A 23,458-nucleotide genomic window follows, 5' to 3' on the forward strand; every position below is an offset into this window, starting at 1 on the left:
TTAGCTGAAATTCCCGTTGACCTTTCAGAAGTGACCAATTGGATGAGTGAGAATATGAAAAATCCTAAAAGATCTATAACCTTCAAAGTAATAGTAGGTTATTTGCTGGTCGCTGCCCTCGCTGCAACAGCGGTTTGGTTTACGTATAACCAGGTTGTTCATTTCACCAGGGTAACTCAATCTAATAATCTTAGTAATCAACAACTTCTTTTTGTTGGAGAAATTGCTACAGAACTTTATGAAACTGAAAGTATAGGACGAAGATTTATACAAACCGGGGACTCAACAGATCTTACAAGATATAACCTCCAAATTTCAGATATAGGAGAAAATATTGATTCTCTCCGTCAAACCTATACAGGTTCTGCAATGGCGGGAGAATTGGATAGTATTTCGGTTCTACTGGGAAAAAAGAGTGAAAACCTGCAGGAGTTACTGGAATTAAGAACACGAGACCGCAACACCAGTTACTATAAAGAGGTAATAAGGGAACTTCAAAAAGTGGACCCCTCCTTTCAAAAGCCCAGCTATGAAGGTAGATTTTCAAATTTAGAGCCACACCAGCGACGTGTTTTTATTCAAATCCTGGAGTTTGGACAAGAGGACAATCCCGAAGAAATTTCTACAGTTCGGGCCGATTCCTTAATTCAATCTGTTAAGCAGGTTTTAAGCGAACTGGAGCGGGAAAACCAACAATTTCGGGAAGTTATTAATAAGAAGGAAAATGAACTGCTTGTTAATGATATGATCCTTAACGAGCAATTGCGTAATCTTTTGCGGGCTATTGAACGGGAAGAAAGAGAAGCCTCAATGGCCCGGGTAGAAAATTCGCAGGTTCTACTTAATGATATTTCTACCACAATTTTTGTAGTGGGGGCTGCCTGTATTTTAATAATTCTGGTATTCCTGGTGCTCATAGTAAGTGACATTAGCAGGAGCCAGCAGTACCGGGTCCAGTTGGAGGAAGCCAAATCTTTTACTGAAGCTTTAATGCAGCGAAGGGAACAGTTTATTGCAACTATTACTCATGACCTGCGTTCCCCGCTCAATACGGTCATGGGTTATACTGAATTAATGGGAAATTCCGGCCTTACTAAGAAACAAGATCATTACCTGGGGCAGGTAAAAAAATCTACTGAATATATTTTACACCTGGTGAATGACCTGCTGGACCTTTCTAAACTGGAAGCCGGAAAAATGCTGGTGGAAAATCTTCCGTTTAATCCTAAAAAATTATTGACCGATACCTTTTATAATACCATTCCTGAAAATGACAGTAAAGGTTTAAAACTTAAAATTGAAGCTTCTCCTGAAGCCGATTGCCAGGTTCTAAGTGATCCTTTCAGGATCAAACAAATCCTGTCCAACCTCATCAACAATGCATATAAGTTTACTGAAGAGGGTGAGATAACAGCTTCTATCTCTTTAAATAAAAAAATTGAAGACAGTTGCATTCTTATTTTTTCCATAAAAGATACCTAAGCATTGGAATATCGAAATTAAAACAGAAAGATATTTTTGAAGAGTTTTCACAGGAACATGGTGAGATTGAAAAGAAGTACGGGGGAACTAGGTTTAGGGCTTGCTATCACTAAGAGGCTTACCCAGCTCCTACAAGGTACTGTAGAACTAAAGAGTGAACCTGGAGAAGGCAGCGAATTTATAGTGAAGATTCCTGTGAGAAAAGTAAAAAGCACTACTGAAGAACCTGCATCACTTCCTATACCTAGGGTTGATCTAAAAGGCAAGAAAGTGCTTTTGGTGGATGATGAATCTTCCCAGCTCGCGCTAAGTAAAGAGCTTATAAAATCAATTGGGCTTCAATGTGACACTGCTCCAAATGGAAAAGAAGCTTTAACCAAACTCAACCAGAATCAATATCACCTTATCCTTACTGATATACAGATGCCCATAATGGATGGTTTTGGATTGGTGGAAGCAATAAGAAAGAATCCTAAAATAGCTCATATTCCTGTCATTGCAATCTCGGGGCGAACAAATGTTCCTGCTGAGAAGTACAACGAAGCAGGGTTTTCCGGAAATATTCTTAAGCCTTACAAACCATCAGACCTCCTTTACAGGATTAGTGAAATTCTTAAAATAGAACTGGAAAGTAAACAAAATTACAGCCGAAGATATACCACCGAACTCAGTCACTACTCCCTGGAAGAAATTTCCCTTTTTGCAGGTGACGACCAGGTTGCCCTGGACACAATTTTAACCGCTTTTATAGAAAGCACCAGGCTTAATTTAAAAGAAATGGATCTTGCTGCTGAAGAAGGAAACTGGGATAGAACCGGAAATATTGCACACAGGATGCTTCCTATGTTCAAACAACTTAAAGTAAAAGAAATAGTTCCTAAACTCCAGCAACTGGAAGAAAAACAAACAGCCGAATTTGAAAATGGTAAAATGAAAAATTTACTTGCTGAAATTGAGCAGTTCCTGCTTCAGCTGGAAACAGAAGTTAAAGCTTGATATTATATTGCTTTAGTTTATTGTAGAGGGTTTTGCGATCAATAGATAAAAGTCTCGCAGCCTTACTTTTATTGCCGTTTGATTTTTCCAGGGCATCCAAAATTAGAGTTTCCTCGTTCTTATTTTTAAATAGTCCATAATTCTCCTCCATTGTGGGGGTATGGGCAATTTCGTGTGGTAAAACCCGTAAAGGTATAATAGAATCCTGTGTAAGCAGAACCGCCCTTTTAACCATATTCTTTAGTTCCCGTAGATTCCCCGGCCAATTATAATTTTTAAAAGCTTCAATAGCTTCGTCACTAAACCCTAAAACATCTTTTTCCAGCTCCTCATTTGCTTCATCTAAAAAATGTTCAGCAAAAAGCATAAGATCTTCTCTCCTCTCCCGTAAGGCTAGGTACCTCTATAGAGAACTCGTTTAGAAGATGATAAAGATCTTCCCTAAAATTTCCTTCTCTTACAGCCTGACTAAGATCCTCATTGGTAGCAGTGACTACCCTAATGTCTACTTTAATTTCATTATTGCTGCCCACAGGTTTAATTTTTCGTTCCTGTAAAGCACGTAATAACTGCACCTGTAGATCATAACCCAAATTCCCTATTTCATCAAGAAAAAGAGTACCACCATTAGCGGCTTCAAAATGCCCTGTCTTATCCTGGATAGCCCCGGTAAATGATCCCTTCAAATGTCCAAAAAATTCACTGGAGGCTATTTCTTTTGGTATGGCACCACAATCAACCGCTATAAAAGGAGCCCCTCTCCTCTTACTCTTATCGTGAATACTTTTTGCAACCTGTTCTTTTCCTGTTCCGCTTTCACCAATAATTAAAACCGACATATTTGTAGGAGCCACAAGTTCAATGTAGTCTAATAATTTTCTAGCCGGATCGCTTACCCCTTTTACAAATTCTGAAGTTTGCACCTTCTTTGGAGCTGGTTTTCTTTCAGAAGGAGCATTCTGCCTTTCAGCGCTTTCTCCACCTGATGCCGAACGCTGGCTCAAAGCATTTTGAATTGTTTGTAATATAGCTTCTGGTTGAAATGGTTTTGAAACATAATCAAAAGCCCCATTTTTCATAGCCTGTACAGCCATATTAATTTCGGCGTAATTAGTCATAACTATGATCTGAGATTGGGGATATTTCTCTTTGACCTCAAATAAGATCTCCAGCCCGTCCTGGTCGGGCAGCCTAACATCAGTCAAAACAATATCAAAACTACGGGAACCCAGTTTTCTTAAACCTTCACTCGCCGAAAAGGCACTGTCTACATTATAATCTCTTTTTTCGAAAAAAGTTTTAAGCATGGTAGCAAACGCCACATCATCTTCGATTATAAGTATTGACACCATAAATTGCAAATAAAATTAAGAAGACAAATTTACAAAGAATGAACCTTTAATTAACAAAAAAAGCTGCCCTTTACAAGGCAGCTTTTTTATTTCCTAAGAGCAGGGTCCTATGACTGTTTAATCGCGTCTTTTTTCTCCTTCTTTTCTTTCATATCGATCCAGTTTCCTTCAGCATCGGCATAAACTTTTTTCTCTTCTCCGCTTACACTCAATTTGATCTTGTAAACTTTTTTACCTTCTTTTTCTTTAACCCAGGCTTCCTGAGTTCCTGCATCAGCAAAATCACGAGTTATTGCATCTGTTACAGCAGCGGTAACTCGGTGAGTTCAATCTTTTGAAAATCATCATTCGCTTCCTGAGTAATACCTACTTCAGATTGTGCTTCAGTATAAACTTCAGATGAAGTTTCGGTTTCCTGTGCTTGTGTGGTTGTAAAGAACAATCCAATTGCTGCGAATGTTAGAAATAATTTTTTCATAGTTTTAAATTTTTGTTGTTTTTGTTGTTTTCATATTTGGTTATGAAGTATAGGGGAACAATTGTACCAAATCAGCCGGAAAGTCTTTTCATAGCCAAAAACCTCCTTAAATCAGGGGTTTACGGAGTTGTACAAAATCCGTATTAACAAAATCTTATGTAGAAGAAGACAAAATATTAGAAAAAGCTGTGGAGGGTTTCCCCAAATTTTCCTTTCAAAAAAAACTTTAAAACAAACTATTGCAGAGGATTTTGTCGGTTTTGCTTTTTCTCGCCCTGAATTTTTTTCGCTCTTAGCCGTTTTAGCTTAGAGGCCTTAGAAGGTTTCGTCTTTTTTCGGGGCTTTTGCTTCTTGAGGCTATTAAGAATAATTTCCTTCAATCGTTCCAGGGTAAGTTCTTTATTCTTGTGTTGGCTGCGTGTAGAACTTCCTTCAAGAATTAGGATCCCTTCTAATGTAAGCCTCGAAGAGAGCTTTTGAAGAATAAGCTGCTTTTCTTCATCATTTAATGCTGAAGAATTAGGAACATCAAATTGGACGACAACTTTAGAAGCTGTTTTATTGACGTGCTGCCCTCCAGGGCCAGAACTTCTCACTGCTTTCCAGGTAGCTTCTGAAACTAAAGCATCAAGATCCGGCATTAATCTACCTGATGGGAAGGTTTAAGTAAATCGGCTACAGTTTTTACAGGATTAAAAGTCTCTACTAAGCACTTCAACAAATACCGTATTCCATTGTGCCATAGCTCCGTTCCAAAGACCGGGGAGTTCAAGGGCTTTAAGAGGCTTTCCATCTTTAGTTTTGTTTGCCACAAAACTCGTAGAAGGATCTACATAATTGGTAAGATCAAAAGTATCACCAGTATTATCGCGTAGACCACAAACGAGATCTACGGGATTAAAATGAGTAGCTTTTTGAGCTATCTCCTTCTGCTGTGGATTTTTCTCATCTATTTGTGCACCCTCAATTATTTGAAGAGATTTAGTACCATTTTGCATATTTACAAGAAAGGGTCCTCCTCCAGGTTCACCTTCATTTTTAACCATTCCACAAACTCTCAGGGGACGATTAAGTCTTTCCCTAATTCGATTTATTCTCTCCTCTCTCGAAGCTGAATTAAAATCCTTTGCAAAAGCTGTAAACAACTCTTCCCTGATGAATTTTTCTATTTCAGCAATTTCCTCATCCGTGATCTCTTCGTTTTCCAGAGCATTTAAATGAAGAAAACATTCTTCCTGCAACTGCAACAATTTCCCGGCCAACATCTTTTTATATTTTGCAACCTCTTTTGCACGTAAAGCCACTACTACATTATCTATATTCTTGATAAAAGCAACATCAGCATCCTGTTTATTAAGATTTTCAATTAGTGCACCGTGACCTCCCGGCCGGAAGAACAACTGGTCATCTTCTGTTCTAAAAGGTTCATTTTTATCATTAGCAGCAATGGTATCGGTTTTGGGATCCTGATGAGAATAAGTAATATCGAATGTGATTTGAGTTTTTTTCTCAACTTCCGACCTAATCTTTTCAAATTCTGCTTCAAATTTTTCCTGGTGGTCGGGAGAAACTGTGAAATGTAATTTCGCCACTCCATTAACCTCAGCATATTCTGCTGCCTCGTATAAATGCTCCTCAAAAGCAGTTGCTACATAATCTTTATAGTTATGAAAGGGAACAAGACCTTTGGGATAGTTACTAAGATCAAGTCCTGGTGAAAAGAGCATTGTTTTTACCAGGAGATATTTTCTAGCATCTTCACTCAGAGAATCAAATTCGGGTTCAATTTCCTTTGCATAGTTTAAAGCACTCTCGTAAAAAGGCAGTTTTTCAATATTATTAAAAAATGCTTTAAGATTCGAATTCTCACTTTGAGAAAGATAATTTTCAAGATCCTCCTTTTGAGGATCAAATTTGTCCAGGAAAAGATGCAAAGCTTTAAACATACGTGTAGCTGCTCCAGATGCTAAGTACAAATTTTATTATATCCAGATCGTTCTTTCGGGACTCATAAAATTTGGCAAGGCTTTCTTTCTCTTCTTCAGAGTATTGACGAATGCCATTACCTACAGTAGCTGCAGCCTCAATATCAACAGGAATATTACCACGTTTAAAGATATCTAACTGTTCATGAATCTTATCTTCACTTAGTCCTCTTTTATTTATCTGTTGTAAATCTTCCTGTGTTAATTTCAATTTCGTTGTTTTAAAAGTTCGTCAATTGCTAAGACGGCTTTTTCAAAACGTTCTTCCTTATTACCACTTAAAATGATGTAAGGTCTTTTATAAAGCTGTAGGGTGCTTTTAAACTTTTTGAACATGCCTTCCCTGTCATGAGGTTTGTCCCGAAGATCATCGGGCACCCAGGGTGTATCAATATTAGTTAAAAAGTAAAGATCATACCAATTGTTTAACGCATGTTTAAGAAGCAAAGGGTTGCAATAACCGTGGTAATAAGCCTCTGAATAAACCTTTAGCTCCAGAAGATCTGTATCACATAACAGAAGCTTACCTGCAGTTTTGGACAGTTCGTTCTCCCTGCGCATTTGACCTGCTGCAATAGGAATAAGATCTCGAGGTTCACAAACCTTTTTAAAATTATCCCATTTTAGCTGAAGATACTCCCGCATATACTCCTCTACCACAGCTGTTCTAAAATGCTCTGCCAGTTTCACGGCAAGTGTGGTTTTACCTGTAGATTCGGGCCCAAAGAGGACTACCTTCAAACAGTCAGAGGGTTGTTGTGCAAGCTTTTCTTCCATGATTTGTAACCGTAGATCGCTATAATAGTAAATAAAAGATATTGAAAACTGGTAAAGGTAAGGCCTTTGTGAAAGTATAATGGGACAGAAATAATATCACCTATAATCCAGTAGATCCAATTCTCAAGCTTCTTCCTTGCCATTAACCACATTCCCACAAAGAAAATTGCGGTAGTTATAGTATCCACATATGCAGTCCAGTCATTCCACTTCTCAAAATATTCGTAGATGCCATAAGTGAAAAGCCACGTGCCCACAAATATAACTACACTCCAAAGATGTTCTTTCCTGCTGGTACTTGTTACAGGAGTAAAATGAACAGCATCCACCTTTCTGGTCCATATGTACCAGCCATAGATACTCATGCTGGAATAGTAAATATTGATCATCATATCTCCAAGCAATTGCCATTGCCACAACAGGTAAACAAATATTACCGTGCTCACTATTCCCGTGGGATAGACTAAAATGTTTTCCTGCTTTGAAAACCAGACTGAGAGAAATCCAAAAATTACTGCTACAATTTCAAGAAAAATGAACAGCGGTGGGTAATCATTATACTGCTGAAAGAAAAAATCAAAAATCGGCTGCATAGTCGCTGCGATCAGATTTTACGATCTTTACATACATCAATCCCCGTTCAATGGCTTCAAAAGCAGTTTTTATCTCTTTATTCAGAAGAGCCATTACCTCATCGTAATCCCCAAAAACCTGAGTGCTTAAAGCGTTTTCTTTAACTGTCAAACCTGAAGCTCTCAGTTTTTTTATAAAATCAATAATTGCAGGCTCATAATTATCCTGAAGGGGAGTCAATGTAAGTTCTACTGATATTTTCATAATAATCTATTTACGCTTAAAGGTACAATTTACCTAATGAATCGTCTTTACTGAATGTACCATCTTAAAATTTCCTGTTTCAAATGCTGTTCCCACAACTACTACGTCTGCCCCTGCCTCAAATGATCTGCAAAGTTGTTCCCGGGTGCGAATTCCCCCACCCACAATAACAGGAATTTTGAGGGCAGCTTTTACTTCGGAAATAATTTCTTCGGAAACTGGTTTATCTGCTCCGCTACCTGCTTCGAGGTACACGAGTTTTTTTCCGGAAAATTGACCTGCGAGTGCTGTATTTACAATAGCTTCTATATTATCCTGAGGAAGCGGTTTAGTGTCACTAACCCTTTGCACTGCACATTCCCTGCCTCCATCAATGAGAATATAACTTAGGTGGGAATAATTTCTAATTTAGAAAATCTTAGCTGGGAGACAGATTTTACCTGTTGTTCAATGAGATACTCCGGATTTCTCCCTGAAATGAGACTCAAAAACAGCAGCGCATCTGCTTCTTCTGAAATTTGGGTGTGATCGCCCGGAAAGAGAACGATAGGTAAGTTTGTTACTGCTCTAACACTACGAACAGTGGATTGAGTTTTGCCCGCTTCAGCCGTACTTCCTCCTATAAAAATATGAGTAATTCCCCCAGGTAATTTTTTCAGAAAAGATTCTGCTTCAGCTTCATGAAACTTCTCCGGGTCAATAAGGACTGCAAGAGATTTAATACAGCAGCTGCAGCTCTATTAAGATCTTCAAAAATTTTTGCCATTATAGATTTTTTACCGGAGCTTCTTCTATAGGCAGAGAATACACACAGGTAAAGCCTTCAAATTCCAAAAATTCAATATAATACCGGGAGGTACTCCCATTAAAATAAATAGTTCCGGTTGTTGTTCCTGCTTCAAACTCAAAATCGGTAATATTAATATGTTGCAGGAATCCCAGTCCCGGTTCAGCATACATTTTATAAATAGCCTCTTTGGCTCCCCACACTATTGTGAGTTTACGAATGAGAGCATCTTCATTTGCCAGGGTATGGTATTCTTTTAATGGAGTAAATTTATTCGCTATTCTAAGGATCTTGTCCCGCTGCATCTCAATATCTATCCCTACTTTTTTATCACTCAGGATTATTCCTGTAAAATTAAAGGAATGAGTAATGGAAATGTTCTTGCCATCGTGAAGATGTGGTTTTCCTAAATCGTCATAGTACAAATCCTTATCTTCATACCCTGCTTCTGCAAGAAGGTGCCGAATGCTCATAAAACCCCGGCGGTGAATTTCAGATTTCATACCCTCAACCCGGCGACTACAATTATCGGTCAATTCGATCCCGCGGGAAAGCCAGTCAAAGGATTCTTCAACCTTCCAAATGAAGACTTTAGTATCTTTATCAACTGTTATTCTTTTGTAAAGGGGCATAAAATTTAGTTAGATAATGTTTACTTTTGCGACTTAAAGCTATAAATCAAATATAACAATATGTCGACTAAAACAGTGCCTTATACAGCCCATAAAGTTAAAGATATTTCCCTGGCAGAGTGGGGAAGAAAAGAAATAGAACTTGCAGAAGCAGAAATGCCAGGACTTATGTCTTTAAGGGAGGAATTTAGAAATGAGCAACCTTTAAAAGGCGCACGTATTGCAGGCTGTCTTCATATGACCATTCAAACAGCTGTATTAATTGAAACTTTAGTGTCTCTGGGTGCTGAAGTTACGTGGAGTTCCTGTAATATTTTTTCCACTCAAGATCAGGCAGCAGCGGCTATAGCAGCAGCAGGAATCCCGGTTTATGCGTGGAAAGGAATGACTGAAGAAGAATTCAACTGGTGTATTGAACAAACTCTATTTTTTGGTGAAGACAGAAAGCCTCTAAATATGATCCTGGATGATGGGGGAGATCTTACCAATATGGTCCTGGACAAATATCCTGAACTTGCAGAAGGAATAAGAGGACTGTCAGAAGAAACTACCACAGGTGTTCACCGTCTTTACGAAAGAATGAAAAAAGGAACTCTTCCTATGCCTGCAATTAATGTAAATGACTCCGTAACCAAGTCTAAGTTTGACAATAAGTATGGTTGCCGTGAAAGTGCTGTAGATGCGGTTAGACGTGCTACAGATATTATGCTTGCCGGAAAAAGAGTGGTGGTTTGTGGCTACGGGGATGTGGGAAAAGGAACTGCACAGTCCTTTAAAGGAGCTTACCAATTGTTACGGTTACTGAAATTGATCCTATTTGTGCCTTACAGGCTGCAATGGACGGTTTTGAAGTTAAAAAACTTGAAACTGTTCTGCCTAAAGCCGATATAGTTATTACTACTACAGGAAACAAAGACATAGTTCGCGGAGAGCATTTCGAAGCTATGAAAGACAAGACTATCGTTTGTAATATTGGCCATTTTGACAATGAAATAGATGTTGCCTGGTTAAATAAAAACTTCGGGGACACAAAGAATACTATTAAACCACAGGTTGATAAATATACTATTAACGGAAAAGATATTATTCTTCTTGCTGAAGGAAGACTTGTCAATCTTGGTTGTGCCACCGGGCACCCGAGCTTTGTGATGAGTAATTCCTTTACAAACCAAACTTTGGCTCAAATTGAACTTTGGAAAAATTCAGATCAATACCAGAACGAAGTATATATGCTCCCAAAGCATTTAGATGAGAAAGTTGCAAAACTTCACCTTGAAAAAATTGGTGTTGAGCTAACAGAACTTTCCGAAGAACAAGCCGAATATATAGGAGTTACTGTTGAAGGACCTTTTAAACCTGAATACTACAGATATTAGACGTTAGACGTTAGACGTTAGACGTTAGACGTTAGACGTTAGACGTTAGACGTTAGACGTTAGACGTTAGACGTTAGACAAAAATAGGAAGTTCCTCTTTACAAATTAAATAATGAGGAGCTTTTTTATTTTTAGTTATCACACAAGAGTGTGAATTTGAGGAAAATTTACTTTCTTTTTTTAGCTAACGTTCATAAACCAGGTTATAAGTATTGCTACTATTACTAAGACAAGTGCAGCAAGAAAGACTAATATCCACTTATTCACTGTGGGTTTCCGTCGGGATGAAGAAGTACTTTTTCTATGCCCTAAAAATCCGCTCTCGATAAGGATCTCTTTTGCTTTTTCCCTATCCTCTTCCCTTACCTGCAAGCGTACTCCTGTAACTCCTGCCCCGGCAATTACGCCTGAAGTAACCTCATCCAGAATTTTATAATCGACCCCTTTTTCCTCAAAAAGGTTTTTAATTATAGATATTTCTGAAGCGTCCGGGGTGCTATAAATTGTTACGAATTCCATTTACAAGATTTCACTTTATGTAAGATACAAAAAAACCCTTTCTGTTTCCAGAAAGGGTTTTTAAAAGCTTATAAAGAAAAGACTTATGCTTCAAACGGTTCGATAGAAACGTAGGATTTATTGTCTTTCTTTTTAGTAAATTTTACAAGGCCATCAATTTTGGCATGTAAAGTATGGTCCTTTCCTGCATACACATTCTCTCCTGGTTTGTGCGCAGTTCCTCTTTGTCTAACGATGATATTCCCTGCAATAGCAGCCTGTCCTCCAAAAATCTTAACACCCAGGCGTTTCGATTCAGATTCTCTACCGTTCTTGGAACTACCAACTCCTTTTTTGTGAGCCATTTTATTTCGTTTTTACTATTAACAATTAACTTAAAGCAGCAATTAAATCTGCTTTCAACATTGAAGAGTAACCTTCAATTCCTCTTTCTTTTGCCATTTCTTTTAATTCAACAACAGTTTTGTCGTTTAAATCATTAGAATTACTGGCTTCATCTTTTGAAGAAGACGAAGCTTCTTTTTTAGCAGAGGTTGTCTCTTCTTTTTTAGCAGAAGAAGATTTTTTAGAACCTGGTAAAGAAATACCGTAATTGAAATCTCTGTTAAAGATTGACGATGACCATTTTTCTTACGGTAACCTTTTCTTCTCTTCTTTTTGAAGACAATAACTTTGTCTCCTTTTACGTGCCTGGTGATGGTTGCATCTACCGAAGCTCCGTCTATAGCTGGGGCGCCTAAAGTTATATTGTCACCATCATAAGTAAGAAGAACATTATCAAAGGAAACGCTATCCCCTTCTTCTCCCGCTAAGCGATGTACAAATACTTTTTGGTCTTTTGCAACCTTAAATTGCTGCCCTGCTATCTCTACAATTGCGTACATAGCGTATTTATTAATTAATTATTTTAAAGAAAAACCCACCTTTCAATTTTTTGAAGGCGGGTGCAAATATAATTCTAATTAATTAATTGACAAACTGTTTAATGTAATTTAATAAGCATGTTCCCTGCCCTCTTTAGTATTCCAGGAATCTTTAAAGATTTGCATAAATGCTAAAGTAAGCACAACTGTAGTAGCAAACCCCATTAATGCTACAGTAAAAATAACCATACCTATATTGATATACCAGTCACTGTCCCACATTTCCAAAAGTCTGTCAAGGAAATCAGGCTCCAGCTCAGTAGCATAGAAAGCAAAAAAAGCAGTAAATACTATAGTTGATATAAAACTACGAACCAGGCCAGTCATAAATCCTTTTTGATATTTAAATTTTCCTCCTTTATGTTTTTTAAAAGCCATAATTGCTGCAAACATCCCCAAACCAACTATTACAGGATTAAATAAACTAAAGAAGGGATTGGTGTGAGCTCCAAAGAGTGAAAGAATTAAAAAATAGGCAATAAGCCCTGCCGAAATAAATAAACCGTATTTTATTGGTATAGATAACTTCATTATTTTTTGCTTTTCACTTACAAATCTCGAAAAAAAGTATTGTTATTCACTTAATTTGCTGTTAATATTAGCTTTTGGCATCTTTTTGGTATCTCCCGAACAGTATGTTTTTTTCTGTAACAATTCAATCAAATAGCCTACTAATCCTGTACATTAACAAAAACAAATAATAATGATTAATAAATTTAATTTGTCAGCCTGTGCACTCTTCCTGTCCTTTACAGGAATTGCGCAAGAAGTTGAATTTACTGAATATGATCTTGATAATGGCCTGCACGTCATTTTACATCAGGATAAAACAGCACCAGTAGTAACCACATCTGTAATGTATCACGTGGGAGCAAAGAATGAAGATCCGGAACGTACTAGTTTTGCTCACTTTTTTGAGCACCTCCTTTTTGAAGGCACAGAAAATATAGAGAAAGGAAGCTGGTTCAAACTCGTATCATCCAATGGTGGAAGCAATAATGCTACAACATCTGATGACAGAACTTATTATTATGAAAACTTCCCCTCCAACAATCTTGAACTTGCATTGTGGATGGAATCAGAAAGAATGTTACATCCCGTAATAGATCAACAGGGGGTTGACACTCAAAACGAGGTAGTAAAAGAAGAAAAACGACTTAGAGTAGACAACGCACCTTATGGACAAATCCTGTCTGAAGTAAAAAAGAATTTGTTTGAAAAACATCCATATCGCTGGTCTCCAATAGGATCTATGGAACACCTTGATGCAGCAACTTTAGAAGAATTCCGCGCCTTCAATGAAAAATATTATGTCCCTAACAATGCTACCCTGGTAGTTGCGGGAGATATAGATATTGAGAAGACAAAAAAGATGATCAAAGACTATTTTGGTCCTATTCCAAAAGGAGAACCTGTAGAAAGAGTTAATGTAAAGGAGGAGCCAATTACCGAGCAGATTAATGCCACTTATGAGGATCCAAATATTCAGTTACCCGCTATAGTTACTGCTTATCGCACTCCCTCTATGAAGGAGAAAGATTCTTATGTTTTGAACATGATTTCCTCTTTATTATCTGATGGTAAATCTTCCCGTTTGTACAAAAAACTTGTAGATGACCAGAAACAGGCATTACAGGTGCAGGCGATCAATCTTAGCCAGGAAGATTATGGGGCGTATGTTGTATTTGCTATTCCAATGGGAGACACTCCACTTGACACTTTAGTAGAAGAAACAGATGAGGAAATTAAAAAATTACAAAACGAGTTAATTTCTGAAAGAGAATACCAAAAGCTTCAGAATAACTTTGAAAACCAATTTGTAAATTCCAACAGCAGTGTAGAAGGAATTGCAAGCTCACTGGCTACCTACCACATGTTATATGGAGATACCAACCTCATTAATAATGAGATCGATATTTACCGTTCAATCACAAGAGAAGATATTCAAAGAGTAGCAAAGGAATACCTTCAGCCAAATCAAAGATTGGTCCTGAAGTATTTACCCAAAACTGCAGATACAGAATAGCAAAAATTAAAAAATCATGATGAAAAATAATATAAAAACATTCGCAATTTTATTTCTGATCTCCTTCGGAATTCAGGCTCAAATTGATCGCAGCAAGCAACCCCAACCGGGACCAGCTCCGGAAGTTAATCTTGGATCACCACAAACTTTCACCCTTGACAATGGGTTAAAAGTACTTTTAGTTGAAAACCACAAGTTACCCAGAGTGAGTCTTACTCTTACTTTAGACAATCCTCCATCTCCTGAAGGCACAAAGAAAGGTGTGGCATCTTTAATGGGTAGTTTATTAGGCACAGGGTCTAAAAAAACAGATAAGGATAAATTCAACGAAGAAATAGATTACTTAGGAGCCAATGTGAATTTCTTCTCTGGTGGTGCTGCAGCAAATACGCTATCTAAATATTTCCCAAGAGTTTTAGAATTGGTGGCTGAGGGTACCCTTCAACCTAATTTTACAGAGGAAGAATTTACTAAAGCAAAAGAGCGCACCCTGGAAAGTTTAAAATCTAATGAAAAGAATGTAGCCGCCAATGCCAGCAGATTACGAACCGCCCTGGCTTACGGTAAAAACCATCCTTATGGAGAAATGACTACCCAGGAAAGTGTAGAAAGTGTTACGCTTAATGATGTAAAATCATACTATAACACTTATTTCTCTCCAAAAAATGCTTATTTGGTTGTAGTTGGGGATACTAATCTAAAGGAGGTAAAAGCTCTTGCAAAAAAATATTTTAGTAACTGGAACAAAAGTGAAATTCCTTCTTTTACACTTCCTGAGCCTAAAAATGTACAGACTACCCAGGTTAATTTTCTAGATATGCCAAATGCAGTTCAAAGTGAAGTAGCTGTAGTGAACACTCTTAAACTTACGAAAAAGGATAAGGATTATTTCCCTGCCCTTATGGCCAATCAAATTCTTGGTGGTGGCGGTGAAGGAAGACTATTCCTTAACCTCAGAGAAGACAAAGGATATACTTACGGCGCTTATTCAAGCACAGGTAACGATGAATATGTTTCAACATTTGTTGCTAGTGCAAGTGTTAGAAATGCAGTGACTGATAGTGCTGTAGTTGCTTTTCTTGATGAAATTCACCGTATAAGGAATGAGAAAGTTTCTAAGGAGGAACTGGAAAATGCCAAAGCCAAGTATGTGGGTAATTTTGTTATGGCTCTTGAACAGCCCAGCACAATTGCCAGATACGCGCTTACTGTTGAAACAGAAGATCTTCCTAAAGATTTTTATCAAAACTATTTAAAAAATATTAATGCAGTTACTGCAGAAGATATCCAAAGAGTAGCTAAAAAGTATTTTATGGTAGACCAGGCAAGGATAGTAATTGCTAAGTAAAGGAAGTGAGGTTGCTGGACCTTTAGAGAACCTTACTTACAACGGGAAAAATATCCCCGTAAAATATTTCGATAAGCAGGGAAATGAAGTAAGCAGACCGGACTTCAATAAAGCAGTAGATCCTTCTGTCACTACTGAATCTATTTTCAAAAATTATATTAAAGCAATAGGTGGCAAAGAAGCTGTTGAAGACGTAGAAAGTGTGCTAATGAAAGCAGAAGCTTCTATACAGGGGCAACAACTAAGCCTTGAAACCAGGAACACCAAAGATGGAAAATCTTCGCAGATCATTGCAATGGGTGGCAACATCATAAGCAAAAACATCTATAATGGCGAAAGCGGGTTTGTAGTAGCCCAGGGTCAAAAGATGCCTTATAATGATGAGCAATTGAATGCTGCAAAAGCAGAATCAAACCCTTTTCCTGAACTTAATTCTCCTAATGCAAAATTAAGAGGAATTGAGCAGGTGAATGGGAAAGATGCTTATGCTGTAGCTTTTGATGAAAATACTGTTGTCTACTATGATGTAGAGACAGGTTTAAAGGTGCAGGCAGTGAAAACTGTTAGCCAGGGAGGACAAACAATGACTGTTCCCACGAATTTTAGCAATTATCAGGCAGTAAAAGGAGTAAAATTCCCTTACACCATTACACAGTCTTTTGGACCACAATCTTTTGAATTTAATGTTACTTCTATTCAGATTAACGAAGGAGTGAGTGCTGAAGATTTCATAGAGTAATTATAAAAAGAGTATAGAAGAGACTGAGCCGAAGTGGCAAGTTTTTTTTGTTTTAAGCTGAAGTTTTTTTCTTTCCTGAAGATAAATTTCTCGACCGATTTACTAAAAATACTCCCAGGAGAATCACAAAGGTAGAAAGGAGCTGAAAAATACTGAAAACTTCCCCGTCCAGGATTCCCCAAATAAGACCCACAACAGGAATTGTATAGGTAACCGAAGATGAGAAAACAGGATCTGAGATCTGAATAAGTTTATTAAAAATAATAAGCGCTATCCCGGTACCAATGACTCCTAAAATGGCAACGTAAGTTACAGATAATCCCGTTACAGGATCTGCAGTTATTGCTTCAAAATTAAATCCTGTAAAGAGTAAAACTACAACTGCAGGTAACAGTAATACCAGGAAATTGCCCGCTGCTATTCCCAAAGCAGAAATATCCTGCATATATCTTTTGATAATATTCACGTTAATTGCGTAACAAGCTGCCGCCACTACAACCAGTCCTGAATAAAAATAATTTTGATCGGGATTTATCTGTGCACCACTAATGATTAGACCTAAGGCACCCAAGAGCCCTACAGCCACACCAATTATCTTGTTTTGAGTGAATAACATTCTGAAGAAGAGGACTCCAAAGATCAATGTCATCAAAGGAGTTGTGGCATTTAAAATTGATGCTACTGCGCTGTCTACTTCGGTTTCAGCAAAAGCAAAAAGATATGCGGGAAAAAATGAACCATTGAACCCTGTGATTATAATCCACTTCCATTGTTCTTTTCTAATCCGCAAAATACTTTTAAAACCTACTACAATTAAAAATATTGAAGCAAAAATTATTCTGAAAGAACCCAGTTGCAGTGGCGTAAGACCCACCAGCCCTTTCTTAATGAGGATAAAAGAACTTCCCCAAACCAGGGAAAGGAGAATAAGGTAAATCCACTTCAGGTTTTTGATTGGCATAGCAGAACTTTAGTCCGCAAAAATGAGATAATCTATGGGAAATTCAGGAATAATTTTATTCCTGCCAGCGCAGTGTTTCCATCAAATGCTTCATATCTTCTTTAAGATAAGATGCAGCTAAGCATTATGGAATCAAAATTAGGTTTTTCATTGAAGTACAAAGATCCGGTGATGAAGTGCTTTACACTATCTGTCACATAAAATTGAGCTTGTGAGGCAGCATCGCCGTCTACTTCATAAAACATTCCGTAGGTTTTATTCTGCTCATTCGTATAAACATCTCCTTCAATAAAATCGGCTTTAATAGTGTGCTGCAGAGGCAATTTTTGTGCGTCCATTAAGAGAGAATCAATGTTGTTATTAACCTGTTGATAGGTAATAAAAACGGTAGCATCCAGTAGAGGATAATTAATATTTAACCAACAGGAAACATTATTCCGGGCAGGCGCCACCCGGGAAAGATTATTTATTTCAAAGCTGTAAGAACAATCAGGCTTATATTCTGAATAAACAGCTTCGGGATAATTAAGTGCAAGAAAAGCCTTTGGCTTAGGCAAATTTTCTTCTTTGCAGGAGATTAATACGCTGCTTAGAAAAAACAGGATTAAGAATCTTTTCATAAGTTTATTTTTTCCGGTCTTCGCCATTTTCCTGTATAGCGGCCGAAGCTACAGGCTCAATACTCAACTTTATTTGTTTAAGCCTTTTGTCATCTATTACTTCTACTGTAAAGTGATAATTAAAAAAAGATATTAGCTCGTTCTTTTTAGGAAAGCCTCCCGAAATTTCAAGTAAAAATCCGGCCAGAGTTTCAGATTCTCCCCGTTTTTCTTCAAAGACCAAAGGGTCTTCTAGCTTTATGATCTTATAAAAATCTTTGAGCGGTGTTTTTCCTTCAAAAACAAAATTACTGTCATCAAGTTTTGAAAATATCAAATCTTCATCATCAAACTCATCACTAATATCTCCTACTATTTCCTCAATAATATCTTCAAGAGCAATTAATCCGCTGGTACCGCCATACTCGTCAACTACAATGGCAAGATGAATTTTTTTGGTTTTAAACTCATTAAGCAGGTCATCAAGTTTTTTATTTTCAGGAATAAAATAAGGATCACGCACTAAGCTGGTCCAGTCAAATCTTTTCTTATCCAGGTAAGGCAACAAATCCTTCACATATAAAATGCCCACTACCTGGTCTATACTTTCCTTATATACTCAGTATACGGGAATATCCATTTTCTATAATTTCAGGAATTATCTCTTCAAAACTGTCACTTTCGTCCAGTGCAAAGATATCCATTCGGGGACGCATGACCTGTTTGGTATCGGTATTTCCAAAGGAAACAATACCTTTTAAGATCTTTTGTTCTTCCTTAGTAGTGTCCTCTTCCCTTGTAAGCTCAAGAGCCTGGGATAGCTGGTCTATGCTTATATAACTCTTTTGTTTACCCAGCCTTTCATGAATATATAACGTTACTGCCCTCATAGGTGTACTTAGAGGAGAAAAAAGCGTGTCCAGAACGTTCATAGGATAAGCCATAAAATTCGAGAATTTTACGTTGTTCCTGCTGGCGTACACTTTAGGTAAGATTTCACCGAACAATAAAATTAAGAAGGTTATCACCCCCACTTCCACAACAAATTTAAAGTTGATCCCAAATAATACAGTATTCATCCTGCCAAAGAATTCATCTGTAAGCAGGTCGAAAAGCAAAACAATGGCAATGTTAATTGTATTGTTAGCCACGAGGATGGTGGCAAGTAATTTTTTTGGCTTCTCAAGTAGCTTTACAACGATCTTTTGCGCGTTACTCCTTTTGCCGTTTTCAGTTATAAAATTTGCTAAGTGTTAGGGAAAAAAAAGCAACTTCAGCGCCTGAGATAAGGGCAGAGCATACCAGCAAAACTAACAACATAACTACGCTGAAGATCTGTGAGATATCAATAAAGAAAAAGAGGGAAATTAAACTGGGAGGATCCGGATCCAATAGCTTTAATTTTAGTTAAACTTAGAAGGGCAAATCATCTTCATCATCGTTGCCCAACGGTTGATTGGCAAAAGTATCATTTTTTGCACTGTTAGATGGCCTTGACTGTTGCGTATTTTGGCCACCACCTCCTCCTGAAGAGGAATCTTTAGGAGTTAAAAACGTAAAGTCTGTACACTGTATTTCAACTGAATATCTTTCAATTCCTTTGTCATCTGTCCATTTACGCGACTTCAGCCTTCCTTCAACATATACCTTATCACCTTTTTTTAAATATTTTTCGCAGATTTCAGCAGCTTTATTTCTTACAACAATATTATGCCATTCAGTATTTTCTACTCTCTGGCCAGATGACTTGTTTGTGTACACCTCGTTCGTCGCCAAAGGAAATCTTCCAATAGAACCTCCACCTTCAAAATAATGCATTTTTACATCATCGCCTGTATGGCCTATTAGCATTACCTTATTAAGTGTTCCAGTCATATTCAAAAAATTAATCTGCTAAATTACAGCAATCTGCTCATATTTATTTAAAAATAACTAAAATTATTCACATTGCCCGCTGGTAAACAGGAAAACTTAATACTGGTGAAAATCAAATTCATTCAGGAAATTGGCTATTAAAACGGGAACGGGATATTCTTTTAAACTTTCTACAGGAATAGCTTTCTGTAAAAACTTAGGCTGTTCCAAAAGCCAAAACCTGGTAAGAATTTGTTGATGTGATAATTTATGTACGACGGGGGTATTATTATAAAGTGAGATTTCATGTTCTTCCTTTCCGGCCAGCAGAATATACTTTTCATTTTTTATTAATTCTTCGGCCGTCACTAAATCATCAGTTTCCACCAGCGGGAATTGGTAGAGACCCTGCCATATTCCTTTTCCTATTCGCTTTTCCAACACGGTTTTATTTTCTTCGGAAAGAAAAACAAGATAATTGAAAAACCTGTTCCTTATCTTTCCCTTCTTCAGCTTTACAGGAAGTTCTTTGATTTTTCCCTCTTTTAAAGCCATACAACTATGGGAAAGTGGACAGGTATCGCAAAGCGGAAGTTGAGGCTTACATTGTGTAGCTCCAAATTCAATCATGGCCTGATTAAATAAGCCCGGTGTGGCAGGATTAAGCAATTCATTAGCCAGTTCTTTAAATTCCTTTGCTCCTGCAGTACTATTAATAGGTGTATCTATCCCAAAATACCGGGAAAGCGACCTGTAAACATTGCCGTCTACCACTGCCACTAAGCTCTTCATAACAGGTAGAAGCTATTGCACTGGCAGTATATTCCCCTATGCCTTTTAGCTTCTTTAAGTCTTTATAGGTGTTTGGAAAAATACCATTTAAGTCTTTAGCCACAAAATTTGCGGTTTCGTGCAGGTTTCTTGCCCGGGAGTAATAACCTAAACCCTGCCAGGTTTTAAGAACCTTTTCAAGTGGGGCTTCAGCTAAATGAAAAACATCTGGAAACTCCTCGAGAAAGCGAAAATAATAAGGCATTCCCTGATCAACCCGGGTTTGTTGTAGGATAACTTCACTTAACCAGATGGAATAAGGATCCTTTGTTTCCCTCCAGGGTAGATCCCTCTTATTTCTTAAATACCAGTAAATGAGAGTTTTATCAAAAGACATTAAATAAGAAGTTTGGCTGCAAGTATAAATCTTTATTTGGTTACTATTTAATGATTTAGGATTGAAATATTGGAGATTTAATTCTTATATTTGCCCCCTTGAAAATTAGGAACCCCAATTATAATATTAAAAATAGTACGAAAATGACGAAAGCAGATATCGTAGCGAAAATTTCTGAAAAATTAGGAATGGAAAAAGGAGATGTTCAGGCTACTGTTGAGACCTTTATGGAAGAGGTAAAAACTTCACTTGAAAGTGGAGATAATGTTTATTTAAGAGGATTTGGAAGCTTTGTTATAAAAACAAGAGCAGAAAAAACCGGAAGAAACATTTCAAAAAACACAACAATTAAAATTCCGGCTCATAACATTCCGGCGTTTAAGCCTGCCAGGGTATTTGTGGATGGTGTTAAAACTAACGTTGAAGTAAAATAATAACTCTTATTTATAAGAGGAACAAAATAGAATTACTAATTAAAAACTGACACTATGCCAAGTGGTAAAAAAAGAAAAAGACATAAGGTAGCTACTCACAAAAGAAAAAAGCGAAGCAGAGCTAACCGCCATAAGAAAAAGTAGTGCTCTCACTACTTTTTTTAGTACAAGACGTTCTTTGAAATCGAAACCTGGTTTATAAACAAAAGCCGAGGTTTCTTCAGGCTTAAAAACCCTGTGATTAAAATATTGTTTAATCCATCCGCCGTAGGCGGATAAAAATCTAATAGAGTGGACAAAGAGTTAATTATTAGAACTGGTTCCTCTGCTGTAGATTTTGCCTTATTAAAAGATGGAAAACTTGTTGAATTAAACAAAGAAGAAGACGACAGTAATTTTGCGGTTGGAGATATATTTCTGGCCAAAGTTAGAAAAGCTGTTCCGGGACTAAATGCCGCATTTGTTAATGTGGGCTATACTAAAGATGGTTTTTTACACTATCACGATCTTGGTCCGCAAGTCTCTTCATTGTTGAAGTTCATAAAACGTGTAAGCACAGGTAAATTAAAAGATTATTCTTTACAGAATTTTACTTTTGAAAAAGATATTGATAAAGACGGCAGCATTGTTGACGTCTTAAAATCAAATCAGTCGCTACTGGTACAGGTGATGAAAGAACCCATCTCCACCAAAGGCCCCAGGATAAGCTCCGAGCTTTCCCTTCCCGGCCGTTATATTGTGCTGGTCCCATTTTCTAACCGCGTCTCTGTCTCACAAAAGATAGAAAGCAAAGAAGAGAAAGACCGCCTGAAAAGATTGGTGAAAAGTATAAAACCAAAAGGATTTGGAATTATAGTACGTACCGTAGCCGAAGGCAAAAAAGTAGCAGAGTTGGACAGAGATCTCCAGAATTTACTGGGTCGCTGGACAGCAATGAGCAAAAAACTTTATAAAGCGCCTCACCCTTCCAAAGTCTTGGGAGAATTAAACAGAGCTTCTTCAATATTGAGAGACATCTTTAATGATTCCTTCACCTCAATATGGGTAGATGACGAAACGCTTTATGATCAAATTAAAGATTTCGTGGCAGAGATTGCCCCGAATAAAGAATCAATAGTAAAATTGTATCAATCAAACGTTCCCGTTTTTGAAAAATTTGGTATCGAAAGACAAATAAAAACTTCATTTGGCCGCACCGTTTCCATGAGTAAGGGTGCCTATCTCATTATAGAGCATACAGAGGCCATGCACGTTATAGACGTGAATAGTGGCAACAGGTCCAACAAAGCAAAAAATCAGGAGGATACCGCATTAGAGGTAAACCTGATTAGCGCAACCGAAATTGCCCGCCAGCTGCGACTCCGCGATATGGGAGGTATCATTGTTATAGACTTCATTGATATGAACAAAGCTGAAAACCGAAAGGCCCTCTACGATCACCTTAGAAACGAAATGAGCGATGACCGTGCAAAGCACAAAATTTTACCTCCGAGTAAATTTGGTTTGATACAAATCACAAGACAACGCGTAAGGCCGGAAACTAATATCAAGACAAGGGAAGAAAATCCTAACGGTACAGGTGAAATTGAAGCACCTATTATTGTCATTGATAAAATAAAAACCGACCTGGAAAGGCTTATCAAAAAAGATCATAAGAAGATAACCCTTAGTGCGCATCCATTTATTGCAGCCTTTTTAACCAGAGGCTTTCCATCACCCCGCTCGCAATGGTTTTTTGACCATAAGAAGTGGGTTAAAATTTTACCAAGAGATGCTTACACGTACCTCGAATATCACTTCCACGATAAGAACGGGGAAGTCATAGAATAAATATTAAATATCTTGAAACGCCTTTCATTAATTTGGGAGGCGTTTTTTTTGTTTCACTATATTTAGATTTAGACTGCAAGTGGTAGTGAATATCTTTTGTTTAGAAATCCTGTCTCTGATTTAATATCCTCAAGATCATCACTTTTTGCTCCCTTACAATGTAATGGATGGAATAATTGAAATGTGTAAGTTGGATAACTCTCACGTCCCGGTATAGTAATTGAAAAGAAAGTGGAGTTGTTTTTATGAAACCGATCTGCCTGAAAAAATCCTGGAGAAAGTCATTATGTAAATTTTTACTCCTAAAGAAACATTCTGCTGTTTCAAATTCTATTTCTGCTTCTTTAGAAATATG

Annotated in this window: 23 protein-coding genes and 5 pseudogenes; 8 read left to right on the plus strand and 20 right to left on the minus strand. The window is 37.4% G+C overall.

Going from position 1 to position 23,458, the window contains the following annotated elements; genetic code table 11:
- The first annotated feature begins 54 nt into the window (after window positions 1-54).
- Together LZ575_RS13185 and LZ575_RS13190 are read left to right on the plus strand one after the other, a co-directional pair.
- On the plus strand, window positions 55-1,482 hold the full coding sequence (locus LZ575_RS13185) for a histidine kinase dimerization/phospho-acceptor domain-containing protein (protein ID WP_235324985.1): 1,428 nt from the start codon (window positions 55-57) through the stop codon (window positions 1,480-1,482).
- A 66-nt stretch (window positions 1,483-1,548) separates the two neighbouring features.
- Window positions 1,549-2,478 (plus strand): response regulator, encoded by a 930-nt coding sequence (locus LZ575_RS13190; protein ID WP_235324986.1) that lies wholly within the window; start codon window positions 1,549-1,551, stop codon window positions 2,476-2,478.
- On the opposite strand, the pseudogene LZ575_RS13195 reads toward LZ575_RS13190, so the two are convergent.
- The 11 genes and pseudogenes from LZ575_RS13195 to LZ575_RS13235 all read right to left on the minus strand — a co-directional run bounded on the left by LZ575_RS13195 (window position 2,468) and on the right by LZ575_RS13235 (window position 9,326).
- Window positions 2,468-3,830: pseudogene (locus tag LZ575_RS13195) on the minus strand (sigma-54-dependent transcriptional regulator). The gene LZ575_RS13190 and the pseudogene LZ575_RS13195 sit on opposite strands and share 11 nt — an antisense overlap.
- A gap of 301 nt (window positions 3,831-4,131) precedes the next feature.
- A complete protein-coding gene (locus LZ575_RS13200; protein ID WP_235324987.1) occupies window positions 4,132-4,308 on the minus strand; it encodes a hypothetical protein in 177 nt (58 codons plus the stop codon).
- Window positions 4,309-4,544: 236 nt separating this feature from the next.
- Window positions 4,545-4,949, minus strand: coding sequence for an alternative ribosome rescue aminoacyl-tRNA hydrolase ArfB (arfB, locus tag LZ575_RS13205; protein ID WP_235324988.1), 405 nt, complete (start codon window positions 4,947-4,949; stop codon window positions 4,545-4,547).
- 51 nt (window positions 4,950-5,000) lie between these two features.
- Entirely contained in the window at window positions 5,001-6,284 is a 1,284-nt protein-coding gene (locus LZ575_RS13210) for a DUF4301 family protein (RefSeq protein WP_311195779.1), read from the minus strand.
- Window positions 6,247-6,504 carry a DUF4301 family protein gene (locus LZ575_RS23745; RefSeq protein ID WP_311195780.1) on the minus strand — a complete coding sequence of 86 codons (258 nt, stop codon included), beginning with the start codon at window positions 6,502-6,504 and terminating at the stop codon, window positions 6,247-6,249. The genes LZ575_RS13210 and LZ575_RS23745 overlap by 38 nt, the downstream gene beginning before the upstream one ends.
- A complete protein-coding gene (locus LZ575_RS13215; protein ID WP_235324989.1) occupies window positions 6,501-7,070 on the minus strand; it encodes an AAA family ATPase in 570 nt (189 codons plus the stop codon). The genes LZ575_RS23745 and LZ575_RS13215 overlap by 4 nt, the downstream gene beginning before the upstream one ends.
- Window positions 7,031-7,663, minus strand: a complete 633-nt coding sequence (gene pnuC, locus LZ575_RS13220) for a nicotinamide riboside transporter PnuC (protein WP_235324990.1) — start codon at window positions 7,661-7,663, stop codon at window positions 7,031-7,033. Before pnuC ends, LZ575_RS13215 begins: the two co-directional genes overlap by 40 nt.
- Window positions 7,647-7,907 (minus strand): thiamine-binding protein, encoded by a 261-nt coding sequence (locus LZ575_RS13225; RefSeq protein WP_235324991.1) that lies wholly within the window; start codon window positions 7,905-7,907, stop codon window positions 7,647-7,649. The genes pnuC and LZ575_RS13225 overlap by 17 nt, the downstream gene beginning before the upstream one ends.
- A 33-nt stretch (window positions 7,908-7,940) precedes the next feature.
- Window positions 7,941-8,258 (minus strand): geranylgeranylglyceryl/heptaprenylglyceryl phosphate synthase, encoded by a 318-nt coding sequence (locus LZ575_RS23750; RefSeq protein WP_311195781.1) that lies wholly within the window; start codon window positions 8,256-8,258, stop codon window positions 7,941-7,943.
- 35 nt (window positions 8,259-8,293) lie between these two features.
- Window positions 8,294-8,629 carry a geranylgeranylglyceryl/heptaprenylglyceryl phosphate synthase gene (locus LZ575_RS23755; RefSeq protein WP_311196112.1) on the minus strand — a complete coding sequence of 112 codons (336 nt, stop codon included), beginning with the start codon at window positions 8,627-8,629 and terminating at the stop codon, window positions 8,294-8,296.
- Between the two features lie 43 nt (window positions 8,630-8,672).
- Window positions 8,673-9,326, minus strand: a complete 654-nt coding sequence (locus tag LZ575_RS13235) for a 4'-phosphopantetheinyl transferase superfamily protein (RefSeq protein WP_235324992.1) — start codon at window positions 9,324-9,326, stop codon at window positions 8,673-8,675.
- A 60-nt stretch (window positions 9,327-9,386) separates the two neighbouring features.
- Here LZ575_RS13235 and ahcY point away from each other — a divergent pair.
- A pseudogene (gene ahcY, locus LZ575_RS13240) lies at window positions 9,387-10,702 on the plus strand (adenosylhomocysteinase).
- Between the two features lie 180 nt (window positions 10,703-10,882).
- Here the strand turns inward: ahcY and LZ575_RS13245 are convergent.
- From LZ575_RS13245 to LZ575_RS13260, 4 genes and pseudogenes are all read right to left on the minus strand, one after another.
- Window positions 10,883-11,221 carry a DUF2007 domain-containing protein gene (locus tag LZ575_RS13245; RefSeq protein ID WP_235324993.1) on the minus strand — a complete coding sequence of 113 codons (339 nt, stop codon included), beginning with the start codon at window positions 11,219-11,221 and terminating at the stop codon, window positions 10,883-10,885.
- Window positions 11,222-11,304: 83 nt separating this feature from the next.
- Window positions 11,305-11,565, minus strand: coding sequence for a 50S ribosomal protein L27 (gene rpmA, locus LZ575_RS13250; RefSeq protein WP_235324994.1), 261 nt, complete (start codon window positions 11,563-11,565; stop codon window positions 11,305-11,307).
- Window positions 11,566-11,590: 25 nt separating this feature from the next.
- Window positions 11,591-12,105: pseudogene (gene rplU, locus LZ575_RS13255) on the minus strand (50S ribosomal protein L21).
- A 108-nt stretch (window positions 12,106-12,213) separates the two neighbouring features.
- Window positions 12,214-12,675 (minus strand): DUF4199 family protein, encoded by a 462-nt coding sequence (locus LZ575_RS13260; protein WP_311195782.1) that lies wholly within the window; start codon window positions 12,673-12,675, stop codon window positions 12,214-12,216.
- Between the two features lie 172 nt (window positions 12,676-12,847).
- Between LZ575_RS13260 and LZ575_RS13265 the strand changes: the two genes are divergently transcribed.
- The 3 genes from LZ575_RS13265 to LZ575_RS23765 are packed head-to-tail and all read left to right on the plus strand — an operon-like array spanning window position 12,848 to window position 16,257.
- A complete protein-coding gene (locus LZ575_RS13265) occupies window positions 12,848-14,170 on the plus strand; it encodes a pitrilysin family protein (RefSeq protein ID WP_235324995.1) in 1,323 nt (440 codons plus the stop codon).
- A gap of 16 nt (window positions 14,171-14,186) precedes the next feature.
- Window positions 14,187-15,518 carry a pitrilysin family protein gene (locus LZ575_RS23760; protein WP_311195783.1) on the plus strand — a complete coding sequence of 444 codons (1,332 nt, stop codon included), beginning with the start codon at window positions 14,187-14,189 and terminating at the stop codon, window positions 15,516-15,518.
- On the plus strand, window positions 15,508-16,257 hold the full coding sequence (locus tag LZ575_RS23765) for a hypothetical protein (protein ID WP_311195784.1): 750 nt from the start codon (window positions 15,508-15,510) through the stop codon (window positions 16,255-16,257). The genes LZ575_RS23760 and LZ575_RS23765 overlap by 11 nt, the downstream gene beginning before the upstream one ends.
- Window positions 16,258-16,309: 52 nt before the next feature.
- On the opposite strand, the gene LZ575_RS13275 is transcribed toward LZ575_RS23765, so the two are convergent.
- From LZ575_RS13275 to mutY, 5 genes and pseudogenes are all read right to left on the minus strand, one after another.
- The gene (locus LZ575_RS13275; protein WP_235324996.1) at window positions 16,310-17,218 is read right to left on the minus strand and encodes a DMT family transporter; all 909 of its coding nucleotides are present in this window, start codon (window positions 17,216-17,218) and stop codon (window positions 16,310-16,312) included.
- Window positions 17,219-17,319: 101 nt separating this feature from the next.
- A complete protein-coding gene (gene gldD, locus LZ575_RS13280; protein ID WP_311195785.1) occupies window positions 17,320-17,838 on the minus strand; it encodes a gliding motility lipoprotein GldD in 519 nt (172 codons plus the stop codon).
- 4 nt (window positions 17,839-17,842) lie between these two features.
- Window positions 17,843-19,209, minus strand: a pseudogene (locus tag LZ575_RS13285) (gliding motility-associated protein GldE).
- 21 nt (window positions 19,210-19,230) lie between these two features.
- Window positions 19,231-19,692: a single-stranded DNA-binding protein gene (locus LZ575_RS13290; protein WP_235324997.1), complete on the minus strand. Its 462-nt coding sequence runs from the start codon at window positions 19,690-19,692 to the stop codon at window positions 19,231-19,233.
- A 96-nt stretch (window positions 19,693-19,788) separates the two neighbouring features.
- Window positions 19,789-20,839, minus strand: a pseudogene (gene mutY, locus LZ575_RS13295) (A/G-specific adenine glycosylase).
- A gap of 143 nt (window positions 20,840-20,982) precedes the next feature.
- On the opposite strand from mutY, the gene LZ575_RS13300 reads away from it, so the two are divergent.
- Together LZ575_RS13300 and LZ575_RS13305 are read left to right on the plus strand one after the other, a co-directional pair.
- On the plus strand, window positions 20,983-21,273 hold the full coding sequence (locus LZ575_RS13300) for an HU family DNA-binding protein (RefSeq protein WP_139066385.1): 291 nt from the start codon (window positions 20,983-20,985) through the stop codon (window positions 21,271-21,273).
- Window positions 21,274-21,564: 291 nt separating this feature from the next.
- Window positions 21,565-23,103, plus strand: coding sequence for a ribonuclease E/G (locus LZ575_RS13305; RefSeq protein WP_235324998.1), 1,539 nt, complete (start codon window positions 21,565-21,567; stop codon window positions 23,101-23,103).
- The last annotated feature ends 355 nt before the right edge of the window (window positions 23,104-23,458 follow it).

Origin of the sequence: Antarcticibacterium sp. 1MA-6-2 (assembly GCF_021535135.1) — a bacterium.
Taxonomy (GTDB): domain Bacteria; phylum Bacteroidota; class Bacteroidia; order Flavobacteriales; family Flavobacteriaceae; genus Gillisia.